Origin of the sequence: Lysinibacillus sp. BS3 (assembly GCF_039614735.1) — a bacterium.
Classification (GTDB): Bacteria; Bacillota; Bacilli; order Bacillales_A; family Planococcaceae; genus Lysinibacillus; species Lysinibacillus capsici.
In genome coordinates this window covers 36901-59078 of the sequence record NZ_CP154860.1, presented here as the reverse complement: position 1 = coordinate 59078, position 22178 = coordinate 36901, and the positions used below count along the sequence as shown (strand labels likewise).

The 22178-nt window shown below is 36.2% G+C and carries 21 protein-coding genes; 4 read left to right on the top strand and 17 right to left on the bottom strand.

All coding sequences use genetic code 11. The features are described from left to right. Positions 1 to 480, top strand: coding sequence for a DUF1641 domain-containing protein (locus AAJG31_RS00295; RefSeq protein ID WP_048392447.1), 480 nt, complete (start codon positions 1 to 3; stop codon positions 478 to 480). Between the two features lie 12 nt (positions 481 to 492). Next, positions 493 to 1539, top strand: coding sequence for an Mrp/NBP35 family ATP-binding protein (locus AAJG31_RS00290; RefSeq protein ID WP_279495278.1), 1047 nt, complete (start codon positions 493 to 495; stop codon positions 1537 to 1539). A gap of 533 nt (positions 1540 to 2072) precedes the next feature. Here the strand turns inward: AAJG31_RS00290 and AAJG31_RS00285 are convergent. The 9 genes from AAJG31_RS00285 to AAJG31_RS00245 form a co-directional block, all read right to left on the bottom strand. Continuing rightward, the gene (locus AAJG31_RS00285) at positions 2073 to 3725 is read right to left on the bottom strand and encodes a M20/M25/M40 family metallo-hydrolase (protein WP_279495279.1); all 1653 of its coding nucleotides are present in this window, start codon (positions 3723 to 3725) and stop codon (positions 2073 to 2075) included. A 30-nt stretch (positions 3726 to 3755) separates the two neighbouring features. Further along, complete coding sequence (locus AAJG31_RS00280; protein WP_004230601.1) at positions 3756 to 4478, bottom strand: amino acid ABC transporter ATP-binding protein; 723 nt, start codon at positions 4476 to 4478, stop codon at positions 3756 to 3758. Beyond that, a complete protein-coding gene (locus AAJG31_RS00275; protein ID WP_048392444.1) occupies positions 4453 to 5148 on the bottom strand; it encodes an amino acid ABC transporter permease in 696 nt (231 codons plus the stop codon). The genes AAJG31_RS00280 and AAJG31_RS00275 overlap by 26 nt, the downstream gene beginning before the upstream one ends. Before the next feature lie 207 nt (positions 5149 to 5355). Beyond that, positions 5356 to 6183: an ABC transporter substrate-binding protein gene (locus AAJG31_RS00270; protein ID WP_259419626.1), complete on the bottom strand. Its 828-nt coding sequence runs from the start codon at positions 6181 to 6183 to the stop codon at positions 5356 to 5358. 20 nt (positions 6184 to 6203) lie between these two features. Further along, entirely contained in the window at positions 6204 to 6950 is a 747-nt protein-coding gene (locus tag AAJG31_RS00265) for an SDR family oxidoreductase (protein WP_103118330.1), read from the bottom strand. 12 nt (positions 6951 to 6962) lie between these two features. Then, complete coding sequence (gene gcvPB / locus AAJG31_RS00260; RefSeq protein ID WP_279495281.1) at positions 6963 to 8546, bottom strand: aminomethyl-transferring glycine dehydrogenase subunit GcvPB; 1584 nt, start codon at positions 8544 to 8546, stop codon at positions 6963 to 6965. Between the two features lie 22 nt (positions 8547 to 8568). Continuing rightward, the gene (gcvPA, locus tag AAJG31_RS00255; RefSeq protein ID WP_115673321.1) at positions 8569 to 9957 is read right to left on the bottom strand and encodes an aminomethyl-transferring glycine dehydrogenase subunit GcvPA; all 1389 of its coding nucleotides are present in this window, start codon (positions 9955 to 9957) and stop codon (positions 8569 to 8571) included. A gap of 27 nt (positions 9958 to 9984) precedes the next feature. Next, positions 9985 to 10755: an SDR family NAD(P)-dependent oxidoreductase gene (locus AAJG31_RS00250; protein WP_279495283.1), complete on the bottom strand. Its 771-nt coding sequence runs from the start codon at positions 10753 to 10755 to the stop codon at positions 9985 to 9987. Between the two features lie 320 nt (positions 10756 to 11075). Next, a complete protein-coding gene (locus AAJG31_RS00245) occupies positions 11076 to 12467 on the bottom strand; it encodes a sigma 54-interacting transcriptional regulator (RefSeq protein ID WP_054550437.1) in 1392 nt (463 codons plus the stop codon). A gap of 508 nt (positions 12468 to 12975) precedes the next feature. Here AAJG31_RS00245 and rpoN point away from each other — a divergent pair. Continuing rightward, complete coding sequence (rpoN, locus tag AAJG31_RS00240; RefSeq protein WP_279496349.1) at positions 12976 to 14295, top strand: RNA polymerase factor sigma-54; 1320 nt, start codon at positions 12976 to 12978, stop codon at positions 14293 to 14295. Positions 14296 to 14408: 113 nt separating this feature from the next. Here the strand turns inward: rpoN and AAJG31_RS00235 are convergent, their stop codons facing one another. The 4 genes from AAJG31_RS00235 to AAJG31_RS00220 form a co-directional block, all read right to left on the bottom strand. Further along, positions 14409 to 14699, bottom strand: coding sequence for a hypothetical protein (locus AAJG31_RS00235; RefSeq protein WP_048392436.1), 291 nt, complete (start codon positions 14697 to 14699; stop codon positions 14409 to 14411). 93 nt (positions 14700 to 14792) lie between these two features. Next, a complete protein-coding gene (locus AAJG31_RS00230) occupies positions 14793 to 15902 on the bottom strand; it encodes a PA2928 family protein (protein ID WP_279495286.1) in 1110 nt (369 codons plus the stop codon). 24 nt (positions 15903 to 15926) lie between these two features. Beyond that, positions 15927 to 16757, bottom strand: coding sequence for a CbrC family protein (locus tag AAJG31_RS00225; protein WP_279495288.1), 831 nt, complete (start codon positions 16755 to 16757; stop codon positions 15927 to 15929). 25 nt (positions 16758 to 16782) lie between these two features. After that, positions 16783 to 17091 carry an antibiotic biosynthesis monooxygenase gene (locus AAJG31_RS00220; RefSeq protein ID WP_279495289.1) on the bottom strand — a complete coding sequence of 103 codons (309 nt, stop codon included), beginning with the start codon at positions 17089 to 17091 and terminating at the stop codon, positions 16783 to 16785. 88 nt (positions 17092 to 17179) lie between these two features. On the opposite strand from AAJG31_RS00220, the gene AAJG31_RS00215 reads away from it, so the two are divergent. Further along, positions 17180 to 17866, top strand: a complete 687-nt coding sequence (locus AAJG31_RS00215) for a helix-turn-helix domain-containing protein (protein ID WP_066037762.1) — start codon at positions 17180 to 17182, stop codon at positions 17864 to 17866. A 19-nt stretch (positions 17867 to 17885) separates the two neighbouring features. Here AAJG31_RS00215 and AAJG31_RS00210 read toward each other — a convergent pair whose 3' ends face one another. The 4 genes from AAJG31_RS00210 to AAJG31_RS00195 form a co-directional block, all read right to left on the bottom strand. Continuing rightward, positions 17886 to 18758, bottom strand: coding sequence for a DMT family transporter (locus tag AAJG31_RS00210; RefSeq protein ID WP_048392431.1), 873 nt, complete (start codon positions 18756 to 18758; stop codon positions 17886 to 17888). A gap of 177 nt (positions 18759 to 18935) precedes the next feature. Next, a complete protein-coding gene (locus AAJG31_RS00205) occupies positions 18936 to 19874 on the bottom strand; it encodes an alpha/beta hydrolase (protein WP_259951156.1) in 939 nt (312 codons plus the stop codon). Between the two features lie 187 nt (positions 19875 to 20061). After that, positions 20062 to 21423 (bottom strand): HAMP domain-containing sensor histidine kinase, encoded by a 1362-nt coding sequence (locus AAJG31_RS00200; RefSeq protein ID WP_279495292.1) that lies wholly within the window; start codon positions 21421 to 21423, stop codon positions 20062 to 20064. Next, positions 21420 to 22094: a response regulator transcription factor gene (locus AAJG31_RS00195; protein ID WP_279495293.1), complete on the bottom strand. Its 675-nt coding sequence runs from the start codon at positions 22092 to 22094 to the stop codon at positions 21420 to 21422. Before AAJG31_RS00195 ends, AAJG31_RS00200 begins: the two co-directional genes overlap by 4 nt. Positions 22095 to 22178: the final 84 nt, after the last annotated feature.

Below are 22178 nucleotides of genomic sequence, written 5' to 3'. Positions count from 1 at the left end.
ATGGCTGTACCCATTACAGGCATTAAAAAACAACAATTAACAGAAGAACAACTAAAAGAACAAAAATTAGATAATCTAAAAGAACTACTTTCTGAAAATGAAGAAGCCGTCAATCAGGTGTTTAGTATTATGGCTGAATTAAATGATATCGGTGCACTAGAAGCAGCAATGAAGCTACTTGAAGCCAAAGAGGAAGTGGCACATATTGCACTTGGACAATTAACACGTAAGCCTGTAACCAATATCATTAACAATTTAATGGGTGTTGCGGGAGCATTGACGGAGCTCAATCCTGAAACAACGACTAAGCTGATTGAAGGCTTAAATACAGGCGTAGATGAAGCAAGTAAAGCACTTGAATCTAATGAAAAGGTCAGTGCCTTTAAGCTCATGAAAATGATAAACGATCCAGATGTCAATCGTGCGCTCAATTTTGGGGTTCATTTCTTAAAGGGACTCGGCAAAGGCTTAAAAGAATAAGGTGGTTCCTAAATGTTAACAAAAGAAAATGTTGTAAACGCATTGAAACAGGTAAATGATCCTGAGCTACATCAGAGTATTGTAGATTTGAATATGGTGCGAAACATTCATATACATGACAACCATATAGCGCTGGATATTATTTTGACCATACCAGGATGTCCGTTAAAGGCGAAAATACAGCAAGATGTGGAGGAGGCCATACAAGCGCTTGGTGCCTCCACTGTTACCATTAGCTTTGGCTCTATGACAGATCAGGAGCGCCGCACTTTAACCGCCTCTCTACAGGCAAAGAATGTGACTGATCAAGGAATGCCAAACATGCTACTGCCTAATTCTGGTGTTCAATTCATTGCCATTACAAGTGGTAAAGGCGGTGTTGGAAAGTCTACGGTGACCATTAATTTAGCGGTTGCACTTGCTCGTCTTGGCAAACGTGTAGGTATTTTAGATGCTGATATTTATGGTTTCAGCATCCCTGCCATGATGAAGATTGATCAAAAGCCTACCATGCTTGATCAAACGGCGATTCCAGTAGAACGTCACGGCGTAAAAATAATGTCGATGGGCTTTTTTACAAATGACAACCAGCCTGTTATGTGGCGTGGTCCTATGCTCAATAAGTGGATTCGCAATTTCCTTGTCAACACGCTATGGGGAGATTTAGATTACCTCCTCATCGATTTACCACCTGGTACAGGAGATGTTGCAATTGATATGGCTGCGATGATTCCACAAGCCCAAGAAATCATCGTGACAACACCGCATCTTGCCGCTTCTCATGTTGCATCTCGTGCAGGCTTGATGGCGCAACATACGAAACACAGGATTCTTGGTGTTGTTGAAAACATGGCCTATTTTGAAGGCGCTGACGGTCAAAAAAACTATCTATTTGGACAAGGTGGAGCCGAACAATTAGCAGATTTATTACAGACAGATGTAATCGCTCAAATTCCTTTTGCTCAACCTGAGGAAAATACAGGTTCCTCGGTCTATGATGAAGTGTCGATAATCGGTGAAGTGTTTACTCATTTAGCAGAAGATCTACTCTATAAATAATCCTTGATTTGTTTTTTTACCATGCACTAATCTAAAAACTGATACAAATGAAAACACCTTACGTTGAAATAAGGGGATAAGCATCCCGAACAATCAACGTGAAGGTGTTTTTTATGTGAACAAAAATAAGTTATTATATAGAAGAAAAAAATTAGATAAGCAAAAGCCCCGCCAAACAAGTATGAGAATAAATTAGAGTTTAAAAATTATTGCGTCTACATTTTTTTATCTTAGGTACACTTCTTCAGTCACATCATCTGTCAGAAAAAGTTACCTTGCATATAAATTGAGACTCTATAATTTGTATTATCAACAAGAAGTAAAAAAGGAATGACGTCCCGTAATGGCACGATTAATCATCCCCCAATCGAGATGTTTCTGACCTAACCCTCGCTTAGATCCGAAACGTTCTATAATCACTAAAACGGATGCATGTAGAACTGGTCATTGAAGGTCATATTAATTCATCACAGCAGTTATCTCCTTTGCATGTTTGCATGTTCATGATGCTACTTTAAATGAATATTAACTCTTTAATTTTCAAGTAATTTATCTATTACTAGCTTTGTTAAATTAGGCATTATTTCCATAGTGTATTTCAATTCTGTTCTTTCATATCTATTATGTGCATCATATCCATATGGTCCAATATTGATTGCAGGGATATTTAGTTCTCTAATGGCATCATAATTTACATAATGTTTAGTTCTCCAGCTAGGGTTATTGTTAACAACTGAATTCACACTATCTTCATCGACATTTATAGCCACGCAACTCATATCACAAATATGAGGGAAATAATTTTTCTGTACAATAGGCTTATCATAATATGGTTGAACTTTTTCTACTGCATAATCTAAAGCGGTTAGTAAATTTTTTTCTTTTTCATTTTTACCAGTTACTTCTACACATGGTGAGTACAATGAAGAATAAAAAATAATGATTGCAGGACTCTTATCCTTGGTCCACTTCCAAACTTCTTCTACCACTTTTGCAGAAAACATGCGTACATCTAACTCTTTATTTTTTAATAATTCGTGTTTAAAATTTTTTATATGCTCTTTGTAATTGTCCCCATATTCAACAATAATTGATTGTTCTAATTCTTCATAGAATAATACCCTCGTCTTCCATGGCAATTTTGTATATTCCTGCCCACTAATTTCGCAATATCTCTTATAATGATTATTTAAATTAGCTATTGCATTATTAAATGCAATTTCAGCATGGACTTTTAGCTTTTCTAACACATCTTTAGGTGACCATGATTGCACAAAGAAATTATAATATACATATGAAGCAAGAGCTGTCTGAACTGTATAAGTCTCTTTAAAATCAGTTTGCTTCAAACTTACAGGTGGCATCGGTGTTTCTCCTAACGATTTATCACATAACTCTGGGTTATATGCAATTTGTCTAGTTAACTCCGCAGCAATATAGTTAGGGTCGATTCCTTCAAAACTAGAGCCTACATGGCTTTCCACCCCAGTTATATAAAAAGAAGGGAGTAGCTTACCAACGCTACCTTTATATATATATCTACTTTCATCCCCCTCATACTTAGGAGCAACGAAATCGGAGTTAATTAATGCCGCGTAATCAAATCCATGCTCTACTTTTAACATTTTTAAATCATTTAAACCAGACAATACTCCATGAGAACTATCCTCTTCATCGCATTCAGCAAAAAATACGATATTTCCATTCAGTTCCTCTGGGTGTTCAGAATAATATTTTAATAGATAATAATGGCTTGCAACACCGCTCTTCATATCAAGTGTTCCTCTTCCAAATAACCATTCATTTGATTCTAAATGCTCTCGAACCAACGGCGGAACTTTTTCACCCTTTAACGCTTCATGAAGTTCATTAGGTAAACAAGCCTTCTCTTTCAAACTATTATAATCATCGATACCCACCGTATCTGTATGTCCCATTAGCACAACCGTTTTATTACTATCTCCTTTAGTACCTTTTACAAATGCAAACACATTGTACCTTTCAACCTCATCATCTATTGTTCGTGAAGTAAACACATATTTAGGATTTTTCAGGAAATAAGGTAAATTAGAAATTGTTTTAGCCAATGACTTTGATATGTTAATTTCTCCTTCAGTATTAACAATGCTTTCAATATTTACAAGTTCGTTCGTAACCTTTAATACTTCTTCATACGTTTTTAACATCTCTCATCATCCCCTAATTAAAGATAATAATTATAAAACTTGTTGCAAAAACTTAATCGTTCTTTCTTGTTTTGGCGCTTTAAAAATTTCTACTGGAGAGCCCTCTTCAATAATTTTGCCATCTGCTAACATAATCACCCTATCCGCAACTTCCTTAGCAAAGCCCATTTCATGGGTTACGACGACCATCGTCATTCCGTCTTTAGCAAGGTTTTTCATCGTTTCTAAGACTTCTCCTACCAACTCAGGATCCAATGCTGATGTTGGTTCATCAAATAACATAACACTTGGATTCATTGCCAGTGCTCTAGCAATAGCAACTCGTTGTTTTTGACCACCAGATAGTTGTTCAGGATAGTAATTGGCTTTATCAGCAAGACCTACTCGTGTTAACAAATTCATAGCAAATTTAATCGCTTCCTCTTTACTTTGCCTTTTCACCTGAATTGGTGCTTCTATTACATTTTGTAAAACACTTAAATGGGGAAATAAATTAAAATGTTGAAATACCATCCCCATATTTTCTCTTACATGATTTAAATTAGTTCTTTTTACATCAATAATCTCATCATTAATGCTTATCGTACCTGAATCTAATATCTCCAAAAAATTCATACATCGTAATAAAGTGCTCTTCCCTGATCCACTAGCCCCTATTAGAACAACCACTTCTGATTTATTAATTTCAAGATTTATACCTTTTAAAACCTCTAAGTCACCAAATGATTTAGAAAGCGATTTCAACTTTATCACGTTTTTTCCTCCTTCCAACATCCAGTCGACTTTCAAGTTTATTAAATAACAGCGTGAATAATAAGACTAAAATTAAATAGTAAATTCCCACAACAAAGTATGTTTCAAGAGGCATATAGTTGTATGCTTGAGTTGACAGTGCATGGTTAAACAATTCTGATACTGCGATATAAGCTACTAAAGACGAATCTTTTAACCCTATGATAAATTGATTAGCCAATGCTGGAATAGCTCTTTTAAAACTCTGTGGTAAAATAATTCTTCTCATTGTTTTAAAATATGTCATTCCTAATGATCGACCAGCCTCCATTTGGCCTTTATCAATAGATTGAATGGATCCACGAAAAATTTCTGCAATATATGCTCCTGAATGAATTCCGAGCGCAATGGATCCTGCTGCAAAGTCTGATAAAGTGAAAATACTAGAAATACCGTAATACAAGAACATAAGTTGTACTATTAATGGCATACCTCGAACAACAAAAATGTAGCCGTTAGCAATACTTTCCAAGATTTTTATATTGGATACTTTGAAGAAGGCAAACACTAACCCAATCACACAAGCAATAAATAAAGAAACAATGGTTAATTCAATCGTTAAAACTGTCGCTTTTAAAAACTCAATGCCATGCTTTTGAAATATTGATGTTACATTTGTGAGAAAATCCATATTAATCACCTAACCTCTTTTAAGTATGTGGACGTAAAAGACAAACACTCCTATAGATAGCTAAAATTTATTAATAAAATTAGATTTTGGTGGGAAGTAAAATAGAAAGAATTTTCAATCTATTTAGTCTACAATTTTAATATTTTAGAACAATTAATAGCTATGCCTAGTACGTCTTTAGCATACTAGGCACACTATTTTTAACAGTTATTCTAACAAGTCTTTCCCAAACCATTTCATACTTATTTCTTTATACGTTCCATCCTTAACCATCTCTTCAATCGCCTTATTAATCGCTTCTAATAAAACTTCATTATCTTTATTAATCGCCACTGCAATTTCTTCTCTTTTAATGACCTCTCCTAGGGCTTGAATCTTCAATCCTGATTCTTGCATTGCTGAAATACCTACAATTCTATCAGTAATTACTGCATCTAGCCGACCTGGTGGAAGATCCTGTAATGCATAGATTTCACTAGGGAATTCTTTGATTTTATCTGTATATTTCTTTGCATCTTCAACATACGTACTAGCTTGCATCACGCCTATCGTTTTCCCCTTTAAATCTTCTACCGTTTTAATCTCCTTATTTTCACTCGAGATAAATACTGTAGCACCTGAAACATAATAAGGGATTGAAAAGTCGACCTGTTTAGACCTTTCCTCAGTAGCTGTCATACTGCCAATAATGGCATCATATTTATTACCTCGTAACCCTTGAATAATTGTTTCCCATGGATTTGTTACAGGATTTGCTTCAAGCCCAATCCTTTTTGAAATTTCTTTCCCTATTTCAACATCAAAGCCTACTAATTCTTGATTTTCCTTATAATTTAATGGTTTTAGTAAACCACTCATTGCAAATGTTAACTTACCATCCTTAACCAATTTCATTTCTGTTGTTACACTTTTATCCTGATCCTCACTTTTTGCATCCGCAGTAGCTGGAACTTGTGTATTTGTTTTATTTTCCGAACATGCCGCCATTAGCGAAATAACCAACACCAATAATAAATAGAATCTATTTTTCTTCATCAAATAACCCCTCCATTTAATTAAGCTAGTTCTCCACCATCAATAGCAATTGTTTGTCCGGTAATATAAGATGAATCATCCGAAGCAAGGAAAGCGTATAATGCTCCGACTTCCTTAGGATCTGCATGTCGTTTCAGAGGGATACCTTCATTTACAACTTCCAACATATCTGGGGTATACTCAGCCATTTGCATAGGGGTTAGTACGTATCCAGGGCATATCGTATTAACTCGGATATTTGGAGCAAGCTCCAATGCCATTGTTCGTGCTAAAAGATTAACCCCTGCTTTGGAAGCATTGTAGTCAGCATAGAATGGATGTCCTGTCACTCCATTTGTAGACGCTGTCATAAGTATGACACCCTTGCCCTGCTCCACCATAATTTTTGCGGCTGCTTGTGAAGTATAAAATACCCCGTTAAGATTAATGTTTAATACTTTACTCCATTGTTCAGGACTAATATCAAGAAACTTATTGCGAATGCTAATACCTGCATTCGCAATAAAAACATCTACACCACCTAAATCTCTTTTTATATTCTCAAAAACAGCGTTTACATTTTCAGGATTACTAACATCTACTACATAGCCTTTAGCAATTCCGGGATTTTCTTTTATCGACTGTTCAATACCCTCTTTATTAATATCTAAAATAGCCACTATCGATTCTTCTTCTATAAAACGTTGTGCTGTGGCTAATCCTATACCACTAGCACCTCCTGTAATAACTACTCTCTTATTTTTTAAACTTCTATGATTGGTTCTCATTCAAACACCTCCCTAATGGTTATTAATTAATTCTTTTTTATTTTTCACCTTTTGTAGATATACCCTCCATGAAATACACCATTTAGAAGGCTCATCTAAATAGTCTGCTTCAATTAACTGATGAATTGTGCTATTTTGCGGTGCTGCTTTAACAATTTCTGGCGTTTCGTATGCTTCTTTAGAAATCTGCTCAAGCGCTTGAATATATTCATCTAAATCTGCCTTAGAATAAGATTCTGTTGGTTCAAGTGTAAATGGTTGTGGAACAATATAAGGATGATGACTAGTCCAGTAATGTAAACCAAAGTCAGTCATTCGGCGCTGTACATCCTCTGTTGTAACACCTGTTTCTTTCTCCAACTGCTCCCAACTATAACGAACTTGCTCTAATCTTTGCCCTTGTATATACGGCACACTTACACCACGAATTTTTGATACTTTACTATACAGATAATTGTTATTTAATACGGCTGTTTCTGCCACAGCTTTAAGTCCATCTGTGCCTAATGCTCTAATCCAAGCATAAGAACGCAAAATCGTTTGAGCTACCCCATGGAATAATCGTACTTTTCCAATCGAATGCTCTAATTGATCATTTAACACATATTGGTCTCCCTCTTTCTCAACAATTGGACCTGGCAAATAAGGCTTTAGTTCTTCTGTGACCCCAAGAGCCCCTGTTGCTGGCCCTCCACACATGTGAGGTGCTGCAAATGTTTTGTGTAGATTGAAAAAACACATGTCAAAACCTGCTTCTCTTGCACGTGTGATTCCTAACAGTCCATTGGCATTTGCCTGATCGTAGTAACAAATTCCACCAACATCATGCACTATTTTCGTAAATTCTTTAATTTTAGAATTATAAATCCCTGTATCTTCAGGGTTAGCTACAACAAAACCAGCTGTTCTTTCGGATACAACTTCTTTCAATTTATTAATATCCGGAAAACCATTTTTATCTGGATGAATAGTTATTATTTTATAACCTTTTACTACTGCGGTTGCTGCTTGAGAAGGGTGTGAGAAGATGGTTGTAATAATTTCATTACGTTGATCTGCTTCACCTTTTACTTCAAAATATTTGCGTACAATCGATGCCATCGCAAACAACGCTTGTGTACCACCACTTGGTTGGAAAGAGAAACAATCCATCCCCGAAATTTCACGCATCGCTAAGTCCAAATTGTGAATAATTTCTAGCATTCCTTGGACAGTACTACCCTCTTGTAAAGGATGTAATTCCATTATTTTAGGATTACGAATAAGCAATTCATTAATTTTTGGAATATACTTCATCGTACAAGTGCCTTGTCCAATTTCAACATTAAAATCAGAGCCTAATGTTTCTTGCGATAGTCTTACATAATGTCGTAACACCCGCGCTTGTCCTATTTCTGGTAAATTTGGTTTATTTACTCTTTTCATTTTCTGAGGTAAGGATGAAACACCATCACCGACTGCTTCTACAATCTCATTTGAAGGTTGCGGAACTTCTACTCCAACTTCTCCTGATTGATGTAACTCAAAAATGATAGGTTCATTCCATTTAGCTTGATGAAAATCTTTATTTACATTCTCTCTTAGAATCTTATCCACGTTAAAACTCCTTTCTTCCTATTTAATATCCAACAATTGTAGCTAAAGCATTGATTAACTTATCAATATCCTCTTTAGTGTGAACTTCAGTTACACAATAAAGTGCTGCTTGACCGTATTCAGGAAATTCCAACGATAAGTCTTTACCACCGAAGATTTTTTGCTCAAGTAATCGTGAATTTATTTCTTCTACTGTTAATCCTGTATCGTTAAAATCTATAATGAACTCTTTGAAAAATGGAGAGGTAATTCTTGAACCCCGAATATTGTTAATAGAATTCAATTGCATTACTGCATACTGACTGTTTTGCATAATGGCTTGACCTAACTCGTACATGCCATTTGGTCCCATTAATGATAAATACACACCTGCTGTAATCCCCCAAAGAGCTGTTTGTGTGCCTACAGACTCCTTACCGTTTTCTCTATCTGCAAAGGACGTACGATCATAGGCAATGTCACCAAAACCATATTCACCTTTCTTTACAGTCGGAATAATACCGAACAATCGTGATGGATATTCATTAACAAATTTTGGATCATTATATGTTGCAATAAATCCAGCTTGCCCTCCACTATAATTCATGTGCATACCTAATGGTTGAAGATCTCCACAGACGATATCCGCTCCATATTGACTTGGTGGTGCCAATACCCCTAGAGAACTTGGATCAACTCCTACTATCATAAGTACCCCATATTTTTTAGCAAGTTGTGAAATTTCCTGACCTTGCGACTCGATAAAACCTAAATAGGATGGATTTTCAAAGTAAATAGCTGCAACTTCGTTTGACAACTTTGCTTCTAAATCGGCTAAGTCCATTAATCCTGTATTAAGATTGAATTTTATTCCTTCAAATGATAACTGTGGTGTACCATAGTTTGTAATAACTTTTCTGCGTTCAGGAGAAAGTGTATTAGCAAGTAATATTTTCGTACGCTTTGTAATCCGACTCGCCATACGAATTGATGTAGATGCAGCTTGGGCCCAATCGAATGTAGGAACATTCACTACTTCCATATCCACAAGCTCCGCCATTAAGCTTTGATATTCAAATAATGCTTGAAAGCGTCCATGATCCTCATAAGGCTCTCCTGCATAAGCTGTTAAAAATTCTGCACGTTGATTCACTTCATCACATACGGCTGGTATGAAGTGTTGCCAGCAACCAGCTCCTAGAAAATTAATATATTCATTGGTACTTACATTTTTATTTAAAAGACCCTCAATATGGCGTCGTAACTCTAATTCATTCAAAGCTTTTGGAATATTCATGGTACCTTTAAAATGTAAATCCTCCGGAATACACGAATAAAGCTCCTCAACGGAGTGAACACCAATTTCATCTAACATTTCTTGCTTTACCTCAGATACCATATTAGGGATATATGGATGGACCTTTTTACTCATTTAATTTGCCTCCCTCTATAATTATTTTTAGGCTAAGCCGCCACCATCAACTGTTAATGTCGTTCCTGTAACCCAAGCAGATAAATTACTTGCAAGGAATAGTACCCCTTTAGCAATATCTTCAGGTGTTCCTAATCTTGCTAACGGTCTATCAATAGCTGAACTACGTAAGAAACTTGATTCATCTATATTTAATTGTTTTGCTTCTCCACGAAGTAATGGCGTATCTGTATCTCCAGGACAAATGCAATTTACGCGAATATTTTCTGGACCATGATCAATAGCCATAGCCTTTGTTAAATTTACAACCCCTGCTTTTGCAGCACAGTAAGATGCAGCTTTGTCTCCACCCTTGATTCCCCACCCAGAACCAGTATTAATGATACTGCCACCATTTCCTCTCATGAGTGGGATTAAGTATTTCGAAAGTAGATAGACCCCTTTTAGAGAAACATTAATAACAGCATCCCAATCCGCTTCCTCTAAATCCACCACTGTTTTTCTACGGATAATGCCTGCATTATTAAAAAGTACATCTACTTTTCCGTATCTCTCCTGTATAGAATCAGCCACACTTTTGCAATCTTGTGTATTCGTTACATCACATTTAAAAAACTCAACATCTAAACCAGCTTCTTGAAAGCTTTTTTCAGTATCCTTACCTTTTTGTTGATCAATATCTAAAATCACAGTTTTAGTTCCCAACTCACTTAATAATTTAGCTGTTGCAAGGCCAATCCCTGAGGCCCCTCCTGTAATCACAGCCACTTTACCTTCCAATTCAAAATAATCTACCAAATAAATCTTCCTCCTTCCCTTTGCTTACTATATATCTAGCAAAATACGTGCCAAGTGTAGAAACACAAATCCATTTACAATTTTAATCTACGAAATGTCAGAAAGTTCTGATGTTAAAGGATTTTCAAAATGTGTATAGTAAAAGATTCAAAAATATACTAAATTTCCTTTTTGCCATTTTTGTCAATTCCGTTGTCACTTTTGTCATTAAAATTAGCCATAAAAAAACACAAATACCTAGAAAGTTCATTTTAAATTCCCCTTAAGGAGGTGAGAAATTTAAAAATCTCTAAAAGCAAGGTATTTGTGTCAAACTTATACTATAAATTTACACTTTTTAGTTTTCTATAAAGCGTTCTTGTACTTATGCCTAATTCTTCAGCAACACGTTCTTTTCCAGCAGTGTCATTTCCATATATAGAGAGCATTTGGTAGATGACCTCCATTTCCGTATCTTTCAATAGATTAGAATTGCTATAAAGATTTTGTGCTTGATTATTCTCGATGATATATTTCGGTAAGCTTTCCCTTGTTAATTGTAGGGAATTTTCCATTACCATACTGTACTCTAATACATTTTCTAACTCTCTTATGTTTCCTGGCCAAGAGTATGATTTCAATTCCTCCAAAAATTCCTGCGAAAAATCTTTAATAAATTTCCCTGTTTTATGCTGAATCTTTTCAAGTAATTTTACAATCAAATATTCAATTTCATCTGTTCTTTCTTTTAAAGGAGGTAATGTTAAAGGGATCACATTTAGTCGATAATATAAATCCGAACGAAACTCACCTTTTCTCACCATATCTTCTAAAGGTTTATTTGTCGCAGCAATAATCCTTACATTTACTTTTCTAGGCTCAATTGCTCCGACTCTATAAATAAGCCCATCTTGCAAAACTGTTAATAGCTTCGCTTGTAAATGTAATGGTAATTCTGTAATTTCATCGAGGAATAAAGTACCTTTATCTGCTACTTCAAAATAGCCCATTTTCCCTTTTCTTCTAGCCCCTGTAAACGCCCCTTCATCATAGCCAAACAACTCGCTTTCAAACAAGTTTTCTGGAATGCTTGCACAATTCAACTCTATAAATTTCCCTTTGTGTGTAATGCTATTTGAATGAATATATTTCGCTAATAAACTTTTCCCTGTTCCCGTCTCTCCTGTTATGACAATTGAAGATGGGCTATTCGCAATACTACTTAACTTACTCTTTATAAGTTGTAAGTGAGGTGCGTTGCCTAATACATATTTCGTATCAAATCCTTTTTTATTTTCAAGCAATAAATAGGATCCTTCGTTGTTCAAGGCATTAATAATCATATCTCCCAACCGAGCTAACCAATACTGATATTCCTTCGGCTCAGATGAAAATTTTTTCTCCCCCTCATCTGTAAAACTGACAAATGTCAAATATCCGAAGTGACGATCTCCTTTTACTAAATTCATTAGCATTTCCACTTTAGATGGACAGTTATTTTGGAACCTACAACCAGAACACACTTTCATTTGACCAGGTTTTTGTAAATATTGAACAGATTTAGAATAATACTTCTGAAAGAACGGAAGGTGTACCTGAATCCCTTTTTGCTTTCTATATTCTTCCGTTGCTATAAAAACTTCACCATTCGAAGTGAAATAGGCCATTTCCAATTGTAATAGTTCACCAAATGCATCCAGCATAGATTGCACTAATTTTTCGGCATTCAACATGATATTCCCCCCACAAAAATCGAAAAAGTAATATAGCCAAATTGTTTATAGTGAAAATAGCTCGTAATAGTCCGTAAAATAGTTAATAGATTAGGTTTCATGAAAATTACACCTTTTACGGAAGTTTAATTTAATTATCTTATCTTTTTTAATTCGCCAAAAGTTACATCTTACCTTTATAATTTTCTTCAAGTTAGGATTATAGAGCATGAGAAATGCCATGCAAAATTGAATTGCCCCATAAAAGTTAAAGGAAAATCTAACTTTAAATGGGGCATTCCTGTAGCTAACATTTATAACTATGTCTATATTCTATAACATCCTCTAAATAAGAAGTTTATCTCATTCAACAACGTCATTGATCTTTATCTGCTTTGCTACTCATTGTAAGAACTATTTACCTTTAAGCATTATGTTTTTTTACTAAATATCTGATCCATTATAGACAAAATATGTAGATTAGATAATAATAACATTACATAGAGAAAATGAGGTGATTCCCTTGAAAATGAATTTAAACGTCTCACAACAAATTACTCAAACGTTGACAACTGAACTCATTCATCAATTGGAACTACTACAATACTCCAGCTCCGAATTAGAACAACATATTTATGAGAAATCAAATGAAAATCCACTATTAACTGTCATTGAAAAAAACATGAATCACACAAAGGATATTGTAGACCTTGCCACAATGTCCATAAAAGGTATTCAACCTAAGCAAAAGCAACAGTATGATTTCATTCAAACTCGATTAACACAGCAACATTCATATATTACCCAACTACTCGATCAAATACCTTTACATCTAAATCTTACACCACATGACAGAGAAATTTTAAAATATTTCATACATAACCTCGATGAACATCTATTTTTAAATGTAGATTTATCCAAAGTTGCTAAATCATTTAACATCTCTTTAGACCATATAAATACAATGTTGGATCTATTACAAACATTCGAACCTCTTGGCGTTGGCGTTAGAAATATGAAAGAGTATTTATTAATTCAAATTTACAATGATATAGAAGCCCCACCATTTGCAGCTCCATTCATTCAACATCATTTAGAACAAGTAGCTAATTTATCAATTAAATTATTAAGTACAACTTACGACATTTCAATAGAAGAAACTCAACGAACAATTCTATATATAAGAAACCTAAAACCCATCCCAGCTTCATTGGATAATAATGCTACTAGCGCGTATATTATACCTGATATAATCATTAGCAAATTAAATGGGGAATGGATAATAGAACTAAATAATCGGTTTTTACCTAAAATAGAAATTAATCAAGATTACGTAGATCTATTAAAAGAGTCCGTTGAAGATTATGCCTATTACCAACAATGCATGAACGATATTATAGCTTTAACGCAAGGAATAGCTCAACGTGATAAAACTTTATACAGCCTGACACGATTACTTCTTGATTTACAAGCTTCATTCTTTGAACTTGGAATAAAAGCCTTATCTCCTATGCGTTTAAAAGATGTTGCACAAGCATTAAATATGCATGAATCCACCATAAGTCGTGCGGTTAAAAATAAATTTATCCGTACACCACATGGAATCTTTGCACTCCAGTCTTTATTTACAAAAGGAATTATCAACGATTCAGGAAAGCTTGATTCTGTGTCCTATATAAAAAGTCGCATTAAAGAATTAGTAGAAAATGAGAATAGAAAAACTCCTTTATCAGATCAACAACTAACTGAAAAATTAGAAACTGAGGGTATTCGAATTTCACGACGCACAGTTTCAAAATATCGTAAAGAATTGAACATAGCCAATTCATCTAAACGCATTTATTTATAAAAAACTTTATTATCAGTTACTTATAAGAGTATAAAGACAAAATAAATACCCTTCATTATGGGATTGACTGTCTCAAAAACGATAGTCAGTTCCCAAATGAAGGGTTTTTTCGATCACTTATAACCAGCCTTTTGTAACACCTGCATGAAATAAAAACGATACGTATTTTTTACAAATGTCTCTAGAGGTAGTCCTACATTCACTTGATATTTTGTAAATATAAAATAAAATCGTTTATCCCACTTTAGGCGTAATAACTCGCCTGCTTCTTCGCCATACTTCATCGTAAATTCTTCCATCAAAGGTTCGATCATCTCATAACAATAATCTTTTAAATGGGCCAGTGCTTCAATATCCTTATCCCTTTGAAAGCGTATAATCCAATCTACTAATTGTTCATTCATATTTGCACGCCGTCCTTTTAAAAAGAGTTTCTTCCTATTAAATTATACTCCTTTTTTGGCGAATCAAAAAAAGAACGATTTTTCCAGTAGATTTCACTCATCAATAGGACGATTCCAACGTAGATGATAGTGAACAGACCTCTTTTTCGTTTCTTTATCGAATACTAGTAATCTATCACCAGCTTGAATGACGTAGCTATTCTCTAATGTCCGAACAGTGGGCTGTTGTTGTTGGGAATTAATGATGCCAATATTGCGTTCCCACAATACCTGATGTTTGTTCATATCATAGAGCAATAACATGTGTTCAGCACTTTCTCGCTGTGTTTGTCGATATGAAACAAGAGCCGTTTTTTCTATGATATCTACATCCACCACTTTTGGTTGTAAATTTTCATAGGCTTGAATGGCTGGCTCGGTTAGGACAACTTGACTAAAATCGCGAATGGCCTGATAATCCTCTACAGGCTGTGGATGTGTAGCAAAATAGCCCGGCAACTCTGTCTCGATGAAAAAACGGGCAGATAGGTAATCTTGAGCCTTCGCATCCTCACTTAATGTTTTACCATCAAAGCGATAGAATTTGCCATCGACCCCTTCCAAATATAAATGGTTCTCTAGGACAGCCATTTGATGTGCATTATTGCTCAATATCGCTATTAATGACGGATGTTGCGTTCGAAAATCTTTTTCAGAAAGTAGTTCTTTGCCTGTTTCCATATCTACCAAGGATAATTGACCAAACTCATCATCACGATGATGGACAAGAACACCCCCCATAAATTCCCCAAGCAGTGTTTCTTTATAGGAAGCTGATTTTATCCATTGCTTTTCACCTGTTTGTAAATTCACAGCTACTAGGAGATGATGTGCGATTAAATGCGTAATTCCATTCGATGTCCCATTATTTTCTGAGCCTTGCACCATTTGAACAGCAATGCTTTGTGAATCATCTGTATAAATCGGCGAATCGGATTTAATGGGAAAGCCTCTCCCCGCTAAGCCAAAAACAATCATTAATAGATTACTGACGAATAAAAAGGCAATGAGCAAAATGCTAGAAATAACGAGTCGTTTTCGTTTCATGACGATAAACAAAAATAGTAGAAGTCCCGTACCTAGCACGATGCAGAAAAAAATATCGTGGATAAGCCAACCATTTAAACGCCATGAATAGATATATCGTTGTAGAAATTGTTCCACTTCTCTACCCCCCTCAAACAACGACTAACTAAAATCTGAATAAAGCACATAACGGTCACATTCCAAGCATTGAAATAAATAGCCTTGATGATGACCATTGTTCATTAAGGATGCAGAAAGTTCTTCTTTTGAAAAGCCGGTATAATTATCAAATTGATCCTCAATTCCTAGCTCTACTAAATCACGCCAACCAACATAGCCGATAAACGCACAATAGTCAGAGCAATGTGCCACCCAATTATTGCCCTGCCAGCTTACATAGCCAGGCGTCCGAAAGAGTACTTCCTCAGCAAACTTGGGGTTCGTAACCTGTTCATCCTCCATTAAGTCTTGCTGGAAAGAACCATCATATTTTTGAGCTGCTTCCCCACTATGGATGCAGGAAGGACAAAGATAATCTACTTCCTCAATTGCATAAATACCACCAGTATAATAGACATCCACTTCTTGCTCGCAACAATCACATACAACGATTTCATCTGTTTCAAAAATTTCAGCCTCTAGAGGGTTTGGTAGATATTTAAACGTTGGAATTTTCGTTTTAAGCTGCTGATGGTCTCTAATTTTTCTTGGCAGCAGAGGATTCACCGAATTTGGTTTATCTATGTAGGTCTGGAGAACGCCATACTTTTTTCGATCCTTTTTATCGTCTTTATTCATAATGACAATAAATAACTGATATGCCTCAGGATACATCCTAAGTAAACAGTAGACCTCTACTAATATCCTTAATGTTTCTTCTGTTTGTTGAGCCTGCTTTAATTGATCTTTAAAAACATGCATTTGATTAATGGTTATCGGATTGGAAGGATTAAATTTTTGTCTTAGTTCGTGCCATTCTTCCACAATCGTCATAAAAAATAAGCCTCCTTCTTACTTGCTATTTGGCAAATGAATAATCTTTTATCATTTGGCAGATTTCCACTTTATAGTTTGTGTACCATTTGTCTTTACCCAATTGTTGTGCTGTTAAATGCTTGGCATTGTCTTTCCATGCTTGGATAGCCTCTAGCGATTCCCAATAAGACACCGTTATGCCCTTTCCTTCCTCATTTCTAACACTTTCAACACGAATGAAACCAGGCTGTTGCTGTGCTAAGGCATCGATTAGGTCAGCCATCTTGCAATAGCCATCCCCATCTTGCTCAGTTCTTTGCGATGTAAAAATCACTGCATAATATGTTTCCATTTATTTCTCCTCCTCTATTACTTTTATTGTAAACCATAATGACTTTGACTAAAATCTAAATATAGGACACTGAAAGGATTGTGACAGAATGGGAATTAATCCAAACATGGCAGAAATAGCGGCACTTCTTGGTGAAACGTCAAGGGCAACCATACTTGCTAGTATGATGGACGGTCGTTTTCATACGGCTAGTGAACTAGCATATATGGCTGCCATCAAACCACAAACTGCTAGCTTTCATCTTGCTAAATTAGTAGAAGGAAAGCTGATAAAAGTTGAAAAGCAGGGACGTCATCGTTATTTTCAATTGGCTGGTGAGGACATTGCTCAATTTTTAGAGTCATTCCTAGCCATCTCTCCACCACCTGAAGTACGTTCATTAAAGCAATCGAGCCAAATCAAGTTATTACAGGATGCTAGAACTTGCTATGATCACCTTGCTGGTAAATTGGGTGTCCAATTAACGGAATCGATGCTCAAGGCAGGCTATCTTACATTGGAGGGTAAACAATTTGTCCTGACAGATGAGGGCATATTATTTTTTACGACATTCGGAATCGATTTAACTGCTTTAAAGAGAAAACGACGATCCTTTTCTCATGCCTGTTTAGATTGGAGTGAACGGCGTTATCATTTAGCTGGTGCACTAGGCTGTGAGCTATTAAATCAATTTTTCAACCTTGGTTGGCTTTTACGAGTTCCCTCTATTCGCGCCATTAAAGTGACGGAGAAAGGGAAAATAGGCTTTAAAGAGGTCTTTCATTTAGATTTGTAAATTAGGAAAGGGCACGGAGTTATCTCCTAGCCCTTTCTCCACTAAAAGTTCGGTTTACTAAATAAATGCCCATGATGATGAATAAGCCGCCAACCATTAGTGATGGTTTTAACGGTTCTTCCAATAACACCCAGCCTGTTAATACGCCAAAAAAAGGAGCTAAAAATAAATAGGCACTTGTTTTTCCTGGATCACTATTTTGCAGAAGATAATACCACCCTGCAAATTGTATGATCGAGGAAAAAATACTAAGCCACAACAGAATCAATAACGATTGTGGATTCACAATAAAAAATGGCTGTTCTAACAATGCGCTTCCTAGTAATAAGAGTAAGCCTCCAAATAGCATCTGATAAGCAGATAAAACCCACGTATCAAATAACACGCCCCATTTTTTCACTAACAAGGTGGCAGTAGCCCAAAAAACAGCTGATAGCAAGCCAAAAAGGATGCCTACTTTCAATTCAACTTGTGCCCCCATCGTAATCATCACCCCGATTAAGCCAAACAAAACCCCGATCCATTGATAGAAACGGTAGGACACTTTCATGAAAATGGTGGCAAAAATTACAACTAGTAATGGGTTTGTAAATGTTAAAATAGAAGACTCACTTGCCGTAATGGTGCGGAGACTTAAAAAAATACACCCCATCACACCTGCTGTTTGAAAGCTCCCGATCATGCATAATTTGAACCACTCCCTCCTTGTAATAGGATGAGGTCTCTTCAAGATGATAACAACGATAGCCATGATTATACCAGCCAATATAAAGCGAAGTGCAGCTAATAATAAAGGCGAGGCATACGGTAAGCCTAATTTAACAATGGCAAATGATGAACCCATTAAAAAGGTCGTTACTACTAATAAAGCAATAAATTGATAATTTTTCATCCAATAGCTCCTTACCTGATAGAATAATTGTTCTACGTACATTATAATCAGGAAGTATTTCAATGCTCATCGAAGTATGGATTACAACTCAATTGAAAGATTTTATAAGATTTCGTAAGGAAGAGGATAGTATTAAAAAATCTTACCTCCAAAAGCAAAGAGGTAAGAAACTATGGATTATTTATTTTGCATAAACGATCTGATGTTGTCTGCGATTTCCTCCGATTTTGTATGGTGTAAGTAATGATCCCCATCCAGTGTGATTACTTTGCCGTATACGGAATGTTTGACTTGTTCTTCATGCAGCGGTATCCAGTTCTTTTCAACTCCACCACTTTTCGCTTGGACAAATAAGAGAAGAGGTAAATCTTTAGGGAATGTAAGAGTTTTGGCTGCCGTGAAATTTTTGCTAATATGCTCTAATTCATTTGAAGTGCTTGTATTATAAAAGTTTTTGAGTGTAATCATCCTAATTTGCTCTTTTGTGTCGTCATCATACGGAAGACCTGCATAGGGATCATCTGAAAATTTTATAAGAATTCTTGCAATCCCTGATTTTTTTAGCAGTTGTAACGACTTAATTGGAAACTTCGTGTCCATACCACCCTGTGTAGGGACACTGCTATCAATCCCGACAAATCCAGTTACCTCATTCGGATATTTATTAACATAATCGAGTCCATAGATGCCTGCTATCGAATGTCCCATTAGCATATACCGATCAATCTTTAACTCCTGTAAAGCTTCATGGATTTCACTAACAATATTCTCTGTGCTTCGTTCTTTAGCTGTATCCTCACTTAAGCCATAGCCAAAGGGCTCTATTGAAACGATTTTATAATAGGGAGCTAGTTCATCTATCAATGGCTTAAAGTCGAGCGTTGGTGCTGCAGTACCGAAGCCTGGTAGTAATACGATGGTTTCAGCACCCTTACCTTGAATGGTGACATTCATTTTTTCCCCATTCACGGAGACGAGCTGACCATAGGGTTCTATTTTTCCTTGCTCTATCTTGTTGCAAATAATGTTTATTGTAAAAACAATGACAAGTAGCCCCACAATGGATATACCTAGGACTGCCATTGATTTCAGTAAAACACGCATAAATTTTTTCATGTTTGATGCACGAGAGGGATTCACCTTTACTCGTGCCTCCTCCTTTACTACGATTATTCCAGCTACTTTTGAGCTGTTAGTGCAACTATAAAGGAGAGAGATGTCTTCCGAATGACGACAATATGAACACAAGATGAACAACAAAAAAATGTTACGACATCTGTATAGGAGTCGTAACATGCTCTCTTTAATTTAAGGTAATAGGTAATTTGACAATCATTGTCGTTCCATGCCCAAGCTCACTCTCGACTTCAATTTCTCCTCGATGTAGTAAAACGATTTGCTTCACGATAGCAAGCCCCATCCCACTTCCTTCATACTTGTGACTATGGGAACGATCAGCCTTGAAAAACCGTTCGAATATACGTTGCTGATCCTCTAAAGAAATCCCAATGCCTCTATCCGTTATTCGGACTATCACATGATTTGCACTTTGCTTCATGCTGATCTCAATCGTATCATTAGGACTTGAAAATTTAATACTATTCGTAAGAATATTTGTCCATACCTGATGTAATTGATCGTAATCAGCCATGAGGCGAACAGCCTTCAACTGGAGTTCAAAATCAATATTGCGAGAGGACCATTGAGGCTGGAGGGAGACAATGACACGTCTAATTTGTTCATCTAGACTGAACGTATCGAGATGCATTGGCTGTGTCTTTGATTCTAGTAAGCTCAGCTTTAAAAGGCTATCACTCATCTTAGACATTCGATTGGCCTCCGAAATGATAATATCGAGATAACGGTGTTTCTCGTCATCCGATACATCAACTTGTTTCAGTGCTAATGCGTAACCAGAAATGGAGGTAAGTGGAGACTGCACCTCATGGGACACATTCGATACAAAATCTCTCCTCATTTGCTCTAGCTGCTGTAACTCCTCCGCCATATCTTCAAAGCTTTTAGCCAACGTACCTAACTCCCCTGATTGCTTAATATTTAATTCGACATTGAAATCACCACCAGCAATATGTTTAGTGGCTTGTGTTAGTTTTTTGATTGGCTTGACTAAAAACATCGCTGCAACTAAAAACACAACGCTTCCAATAACAAGGGCATAAGTAGCAAAATTCAGAATCAACTTGATGGAAAAGGAGGTTGAAGGTAAAGCAATCGTTTGGATAAACATCGCTCTCGTTCCCATTTCAGTTGTTAGAGGTATGCCGACAAGTATGGATGAAATACCACTTGGAATTACTTGAATGACCTCTCCATCCAGTACAGCTTGTACTTGTTCCATTGTTACAGGGGCTAACTGATTGCCATGAAGCTTTCCGTAAGCCGTAAACTGCCCTGTTTCTTCATAAATGCGAACATGATAGGACTCAAGCTGATGCATATCACGTATAAAACGATCGGCTTCATGATATGGCAATGTGTTAAAAATTTGTACCATGTCTTGTCCAAAATTTAATAAGGGAATTTGTAAGTTTTCATTTAATTTATCTTTAAATACCCATGTTGCCATGAAAAAAGAGATAACCGTTCCCCCAATGACAGCAACTAGAAAGATTAAAACGACGCGTGTATATAAAGATTTAATCATTCCTCAACCTCAAGCCTATAGCCCAGACCCCTTATTGTGTCGATATGAAAATCAGTGATGGTGTTGAAGCGCTCACGCAGGCGCTTAATATGTACATCGATGGTTCGATTATCTCCCGTATAATCAATCCCCCAAATTTGATCGATCAGTTGTTCTCTTGTATAGACTTGTCCAGGTGTTTCGGCAAGCTTATATAATAATTCAAATTCCTTGAGCGGTAGTGAAACAACATCTTTTCCTCTCATAATTTTATAGGTCTGACGGTCCAGCGTGACTTGACCAAGTTGAATGGTCTGCGAATGGCCAATCCTGTAGCGCTTCAAAAGTGCCTTTACACGTACAGTTAGCTCTAACGGATCAAATGGCTTTGTTAAATAATCATCCGTTCCAAGCTCAAAGCCCTTCACTTTTTCCCATGTTTCCCCTCTTGCAGTCAGCATCAGGAGAGGAAGATCCGTATTCGTTTTGCGGAGCTCCTTACATAGTGTCCAGCCATCCATCGTTGGCATCATAATATCTAGTACAACAAGATCAATAGGTGTTGAGCCGTAGATGGCTAATGCTTCTTTACCATCTCCTGCCTCCATTGTAGTGAACCCGTCTTTGCGCAGAAAAAGGCAAACAAGTTCACGAATGTTCGCATCATCATCCGCAACAAGTATCGTCGGCATACATTCGTTCCCCTCTTTTCGAATCTATTATTCACCCACATTATACTATATAATTTCTTTACTTCTCCCCTACCACACCTCACG

Bases quoted from the DNA above. Each gene is read 5' to 3' on its own strand.
- AAJG31_RS00295 (WP_048392447.1), top strand. From the start codon at position 1: ATGGCTGTACCCATTACAGGCATTAAAAAACAACAATTAACAGAAGAA.
- AAJG31_RS00290 (WP_279495278.1), top strand. From the start codon at position 493: ATGTTAACAAAAGAAAATGTTGTAAACGCATTGAAACAGGTAAATGAT.
- AAJG31_RS00285 (WP_279495279.1), bottom strand. From the start codon at position 3,725: ATGTTAAAAACGTATGAAGAAGTATTAAAGGTTACGAACGAACTTGTA.
- AAJG31_RS00275 (WP_048392444.1), bottom strand. From the start codon at position 5,148: ATGGATTTTCTCACAAATGTAACATCAATATTTCAAAAGCATGGCATT.
- AAJG31_RS00270 (WP_259419626.1), bottom strand. From the start codon at position 6,183: ATGAAGAAAAATAGATTCTATTTATTATTGGTGTTGGTTATTTCGCTA.
- AAJG31_RS00265 (WP_103118330.1), bottom strand. From the start codon at position 6,950: ATGAGAACCAATCATAGAAGTTTAAAAAATAAGAGAGTAGTTATTACA.
- gcvPA (WP_115673321.1), bottom strand. From the start codon at position 9,957: ATGAGTAAAAAGGTCCATCCATATATCCCTAATATGGTATCTGAGGTA.
- AAJG31_RS00245 (WP_054550437.1), bottom strand. From the start codon at position 12,467: ATGTTGAATGCCGAAAAATTAGTGCAATCTATGCTGGATGCATTTGGT.
- rpoN (WP_279496349.1), top strand. From the start codon at position 12,976: ATGAATTTAAACGTCTCACAACAAATTACTCAAACGTTGACAACTGAA.
- AAJG31_RS00235 (WP_048392436.1), bottom strand. From the start codon at position 14,699: ATGAATGAACAATTAGTAGATTGGATTATACGCTTTCAAAGGGATAAG.
- AAJG31_RS00225 (WP_279495288.1), bottom strand. From the start codon at position 16,757: ATGACGATTGTGGAAGAATGGCACGAACTAAGACAAAAATTTAATCCT.
- AAJG31_RS00220 (WP_279495289.1), bottom strand. From the start codon at position 17,091: ATGGAAACATATTATGCAGTGATTTTTACATCGCAAAGAACTGAGCAA.
- AAJG31_RS00215 (WP_066037762.1), top strand. From the start codon at position 17,180: ATGGGAATTAATCCAAACATGGCAGAAATAGCGGCACTTCTTGGTGAA.
- AAJG31_RS00210 (WP_048392431.1), bottom strand. From the start codon at position 18,758: ATGAAAAATTATCAATTTATTGCTTTATTAGTAGTAACGACCTTTTTA.
- AAJG31_RS00205 (WP_259951156.1), bottom strand. From the start codon at position 19,874: ATGAAAAAATTTATGCGTGTTTTACTGAAATCAATGGCAGTCCTAGGT.
- AAJG31_RS00200 (WP_279495292.1), bottom strand. From the start codon at position 21,423: ATGATTAAATCTTTATATACACGCGTCGTTTTAATCTTTCTAGTTGCT.
- AAJG31_RS00195 (WP_279495293.1), bottom strand. From the start codon at position 22,094: ATGCCGACGATACTTGTTGCGGATGATGATGCGAACATTCGTGAACTT.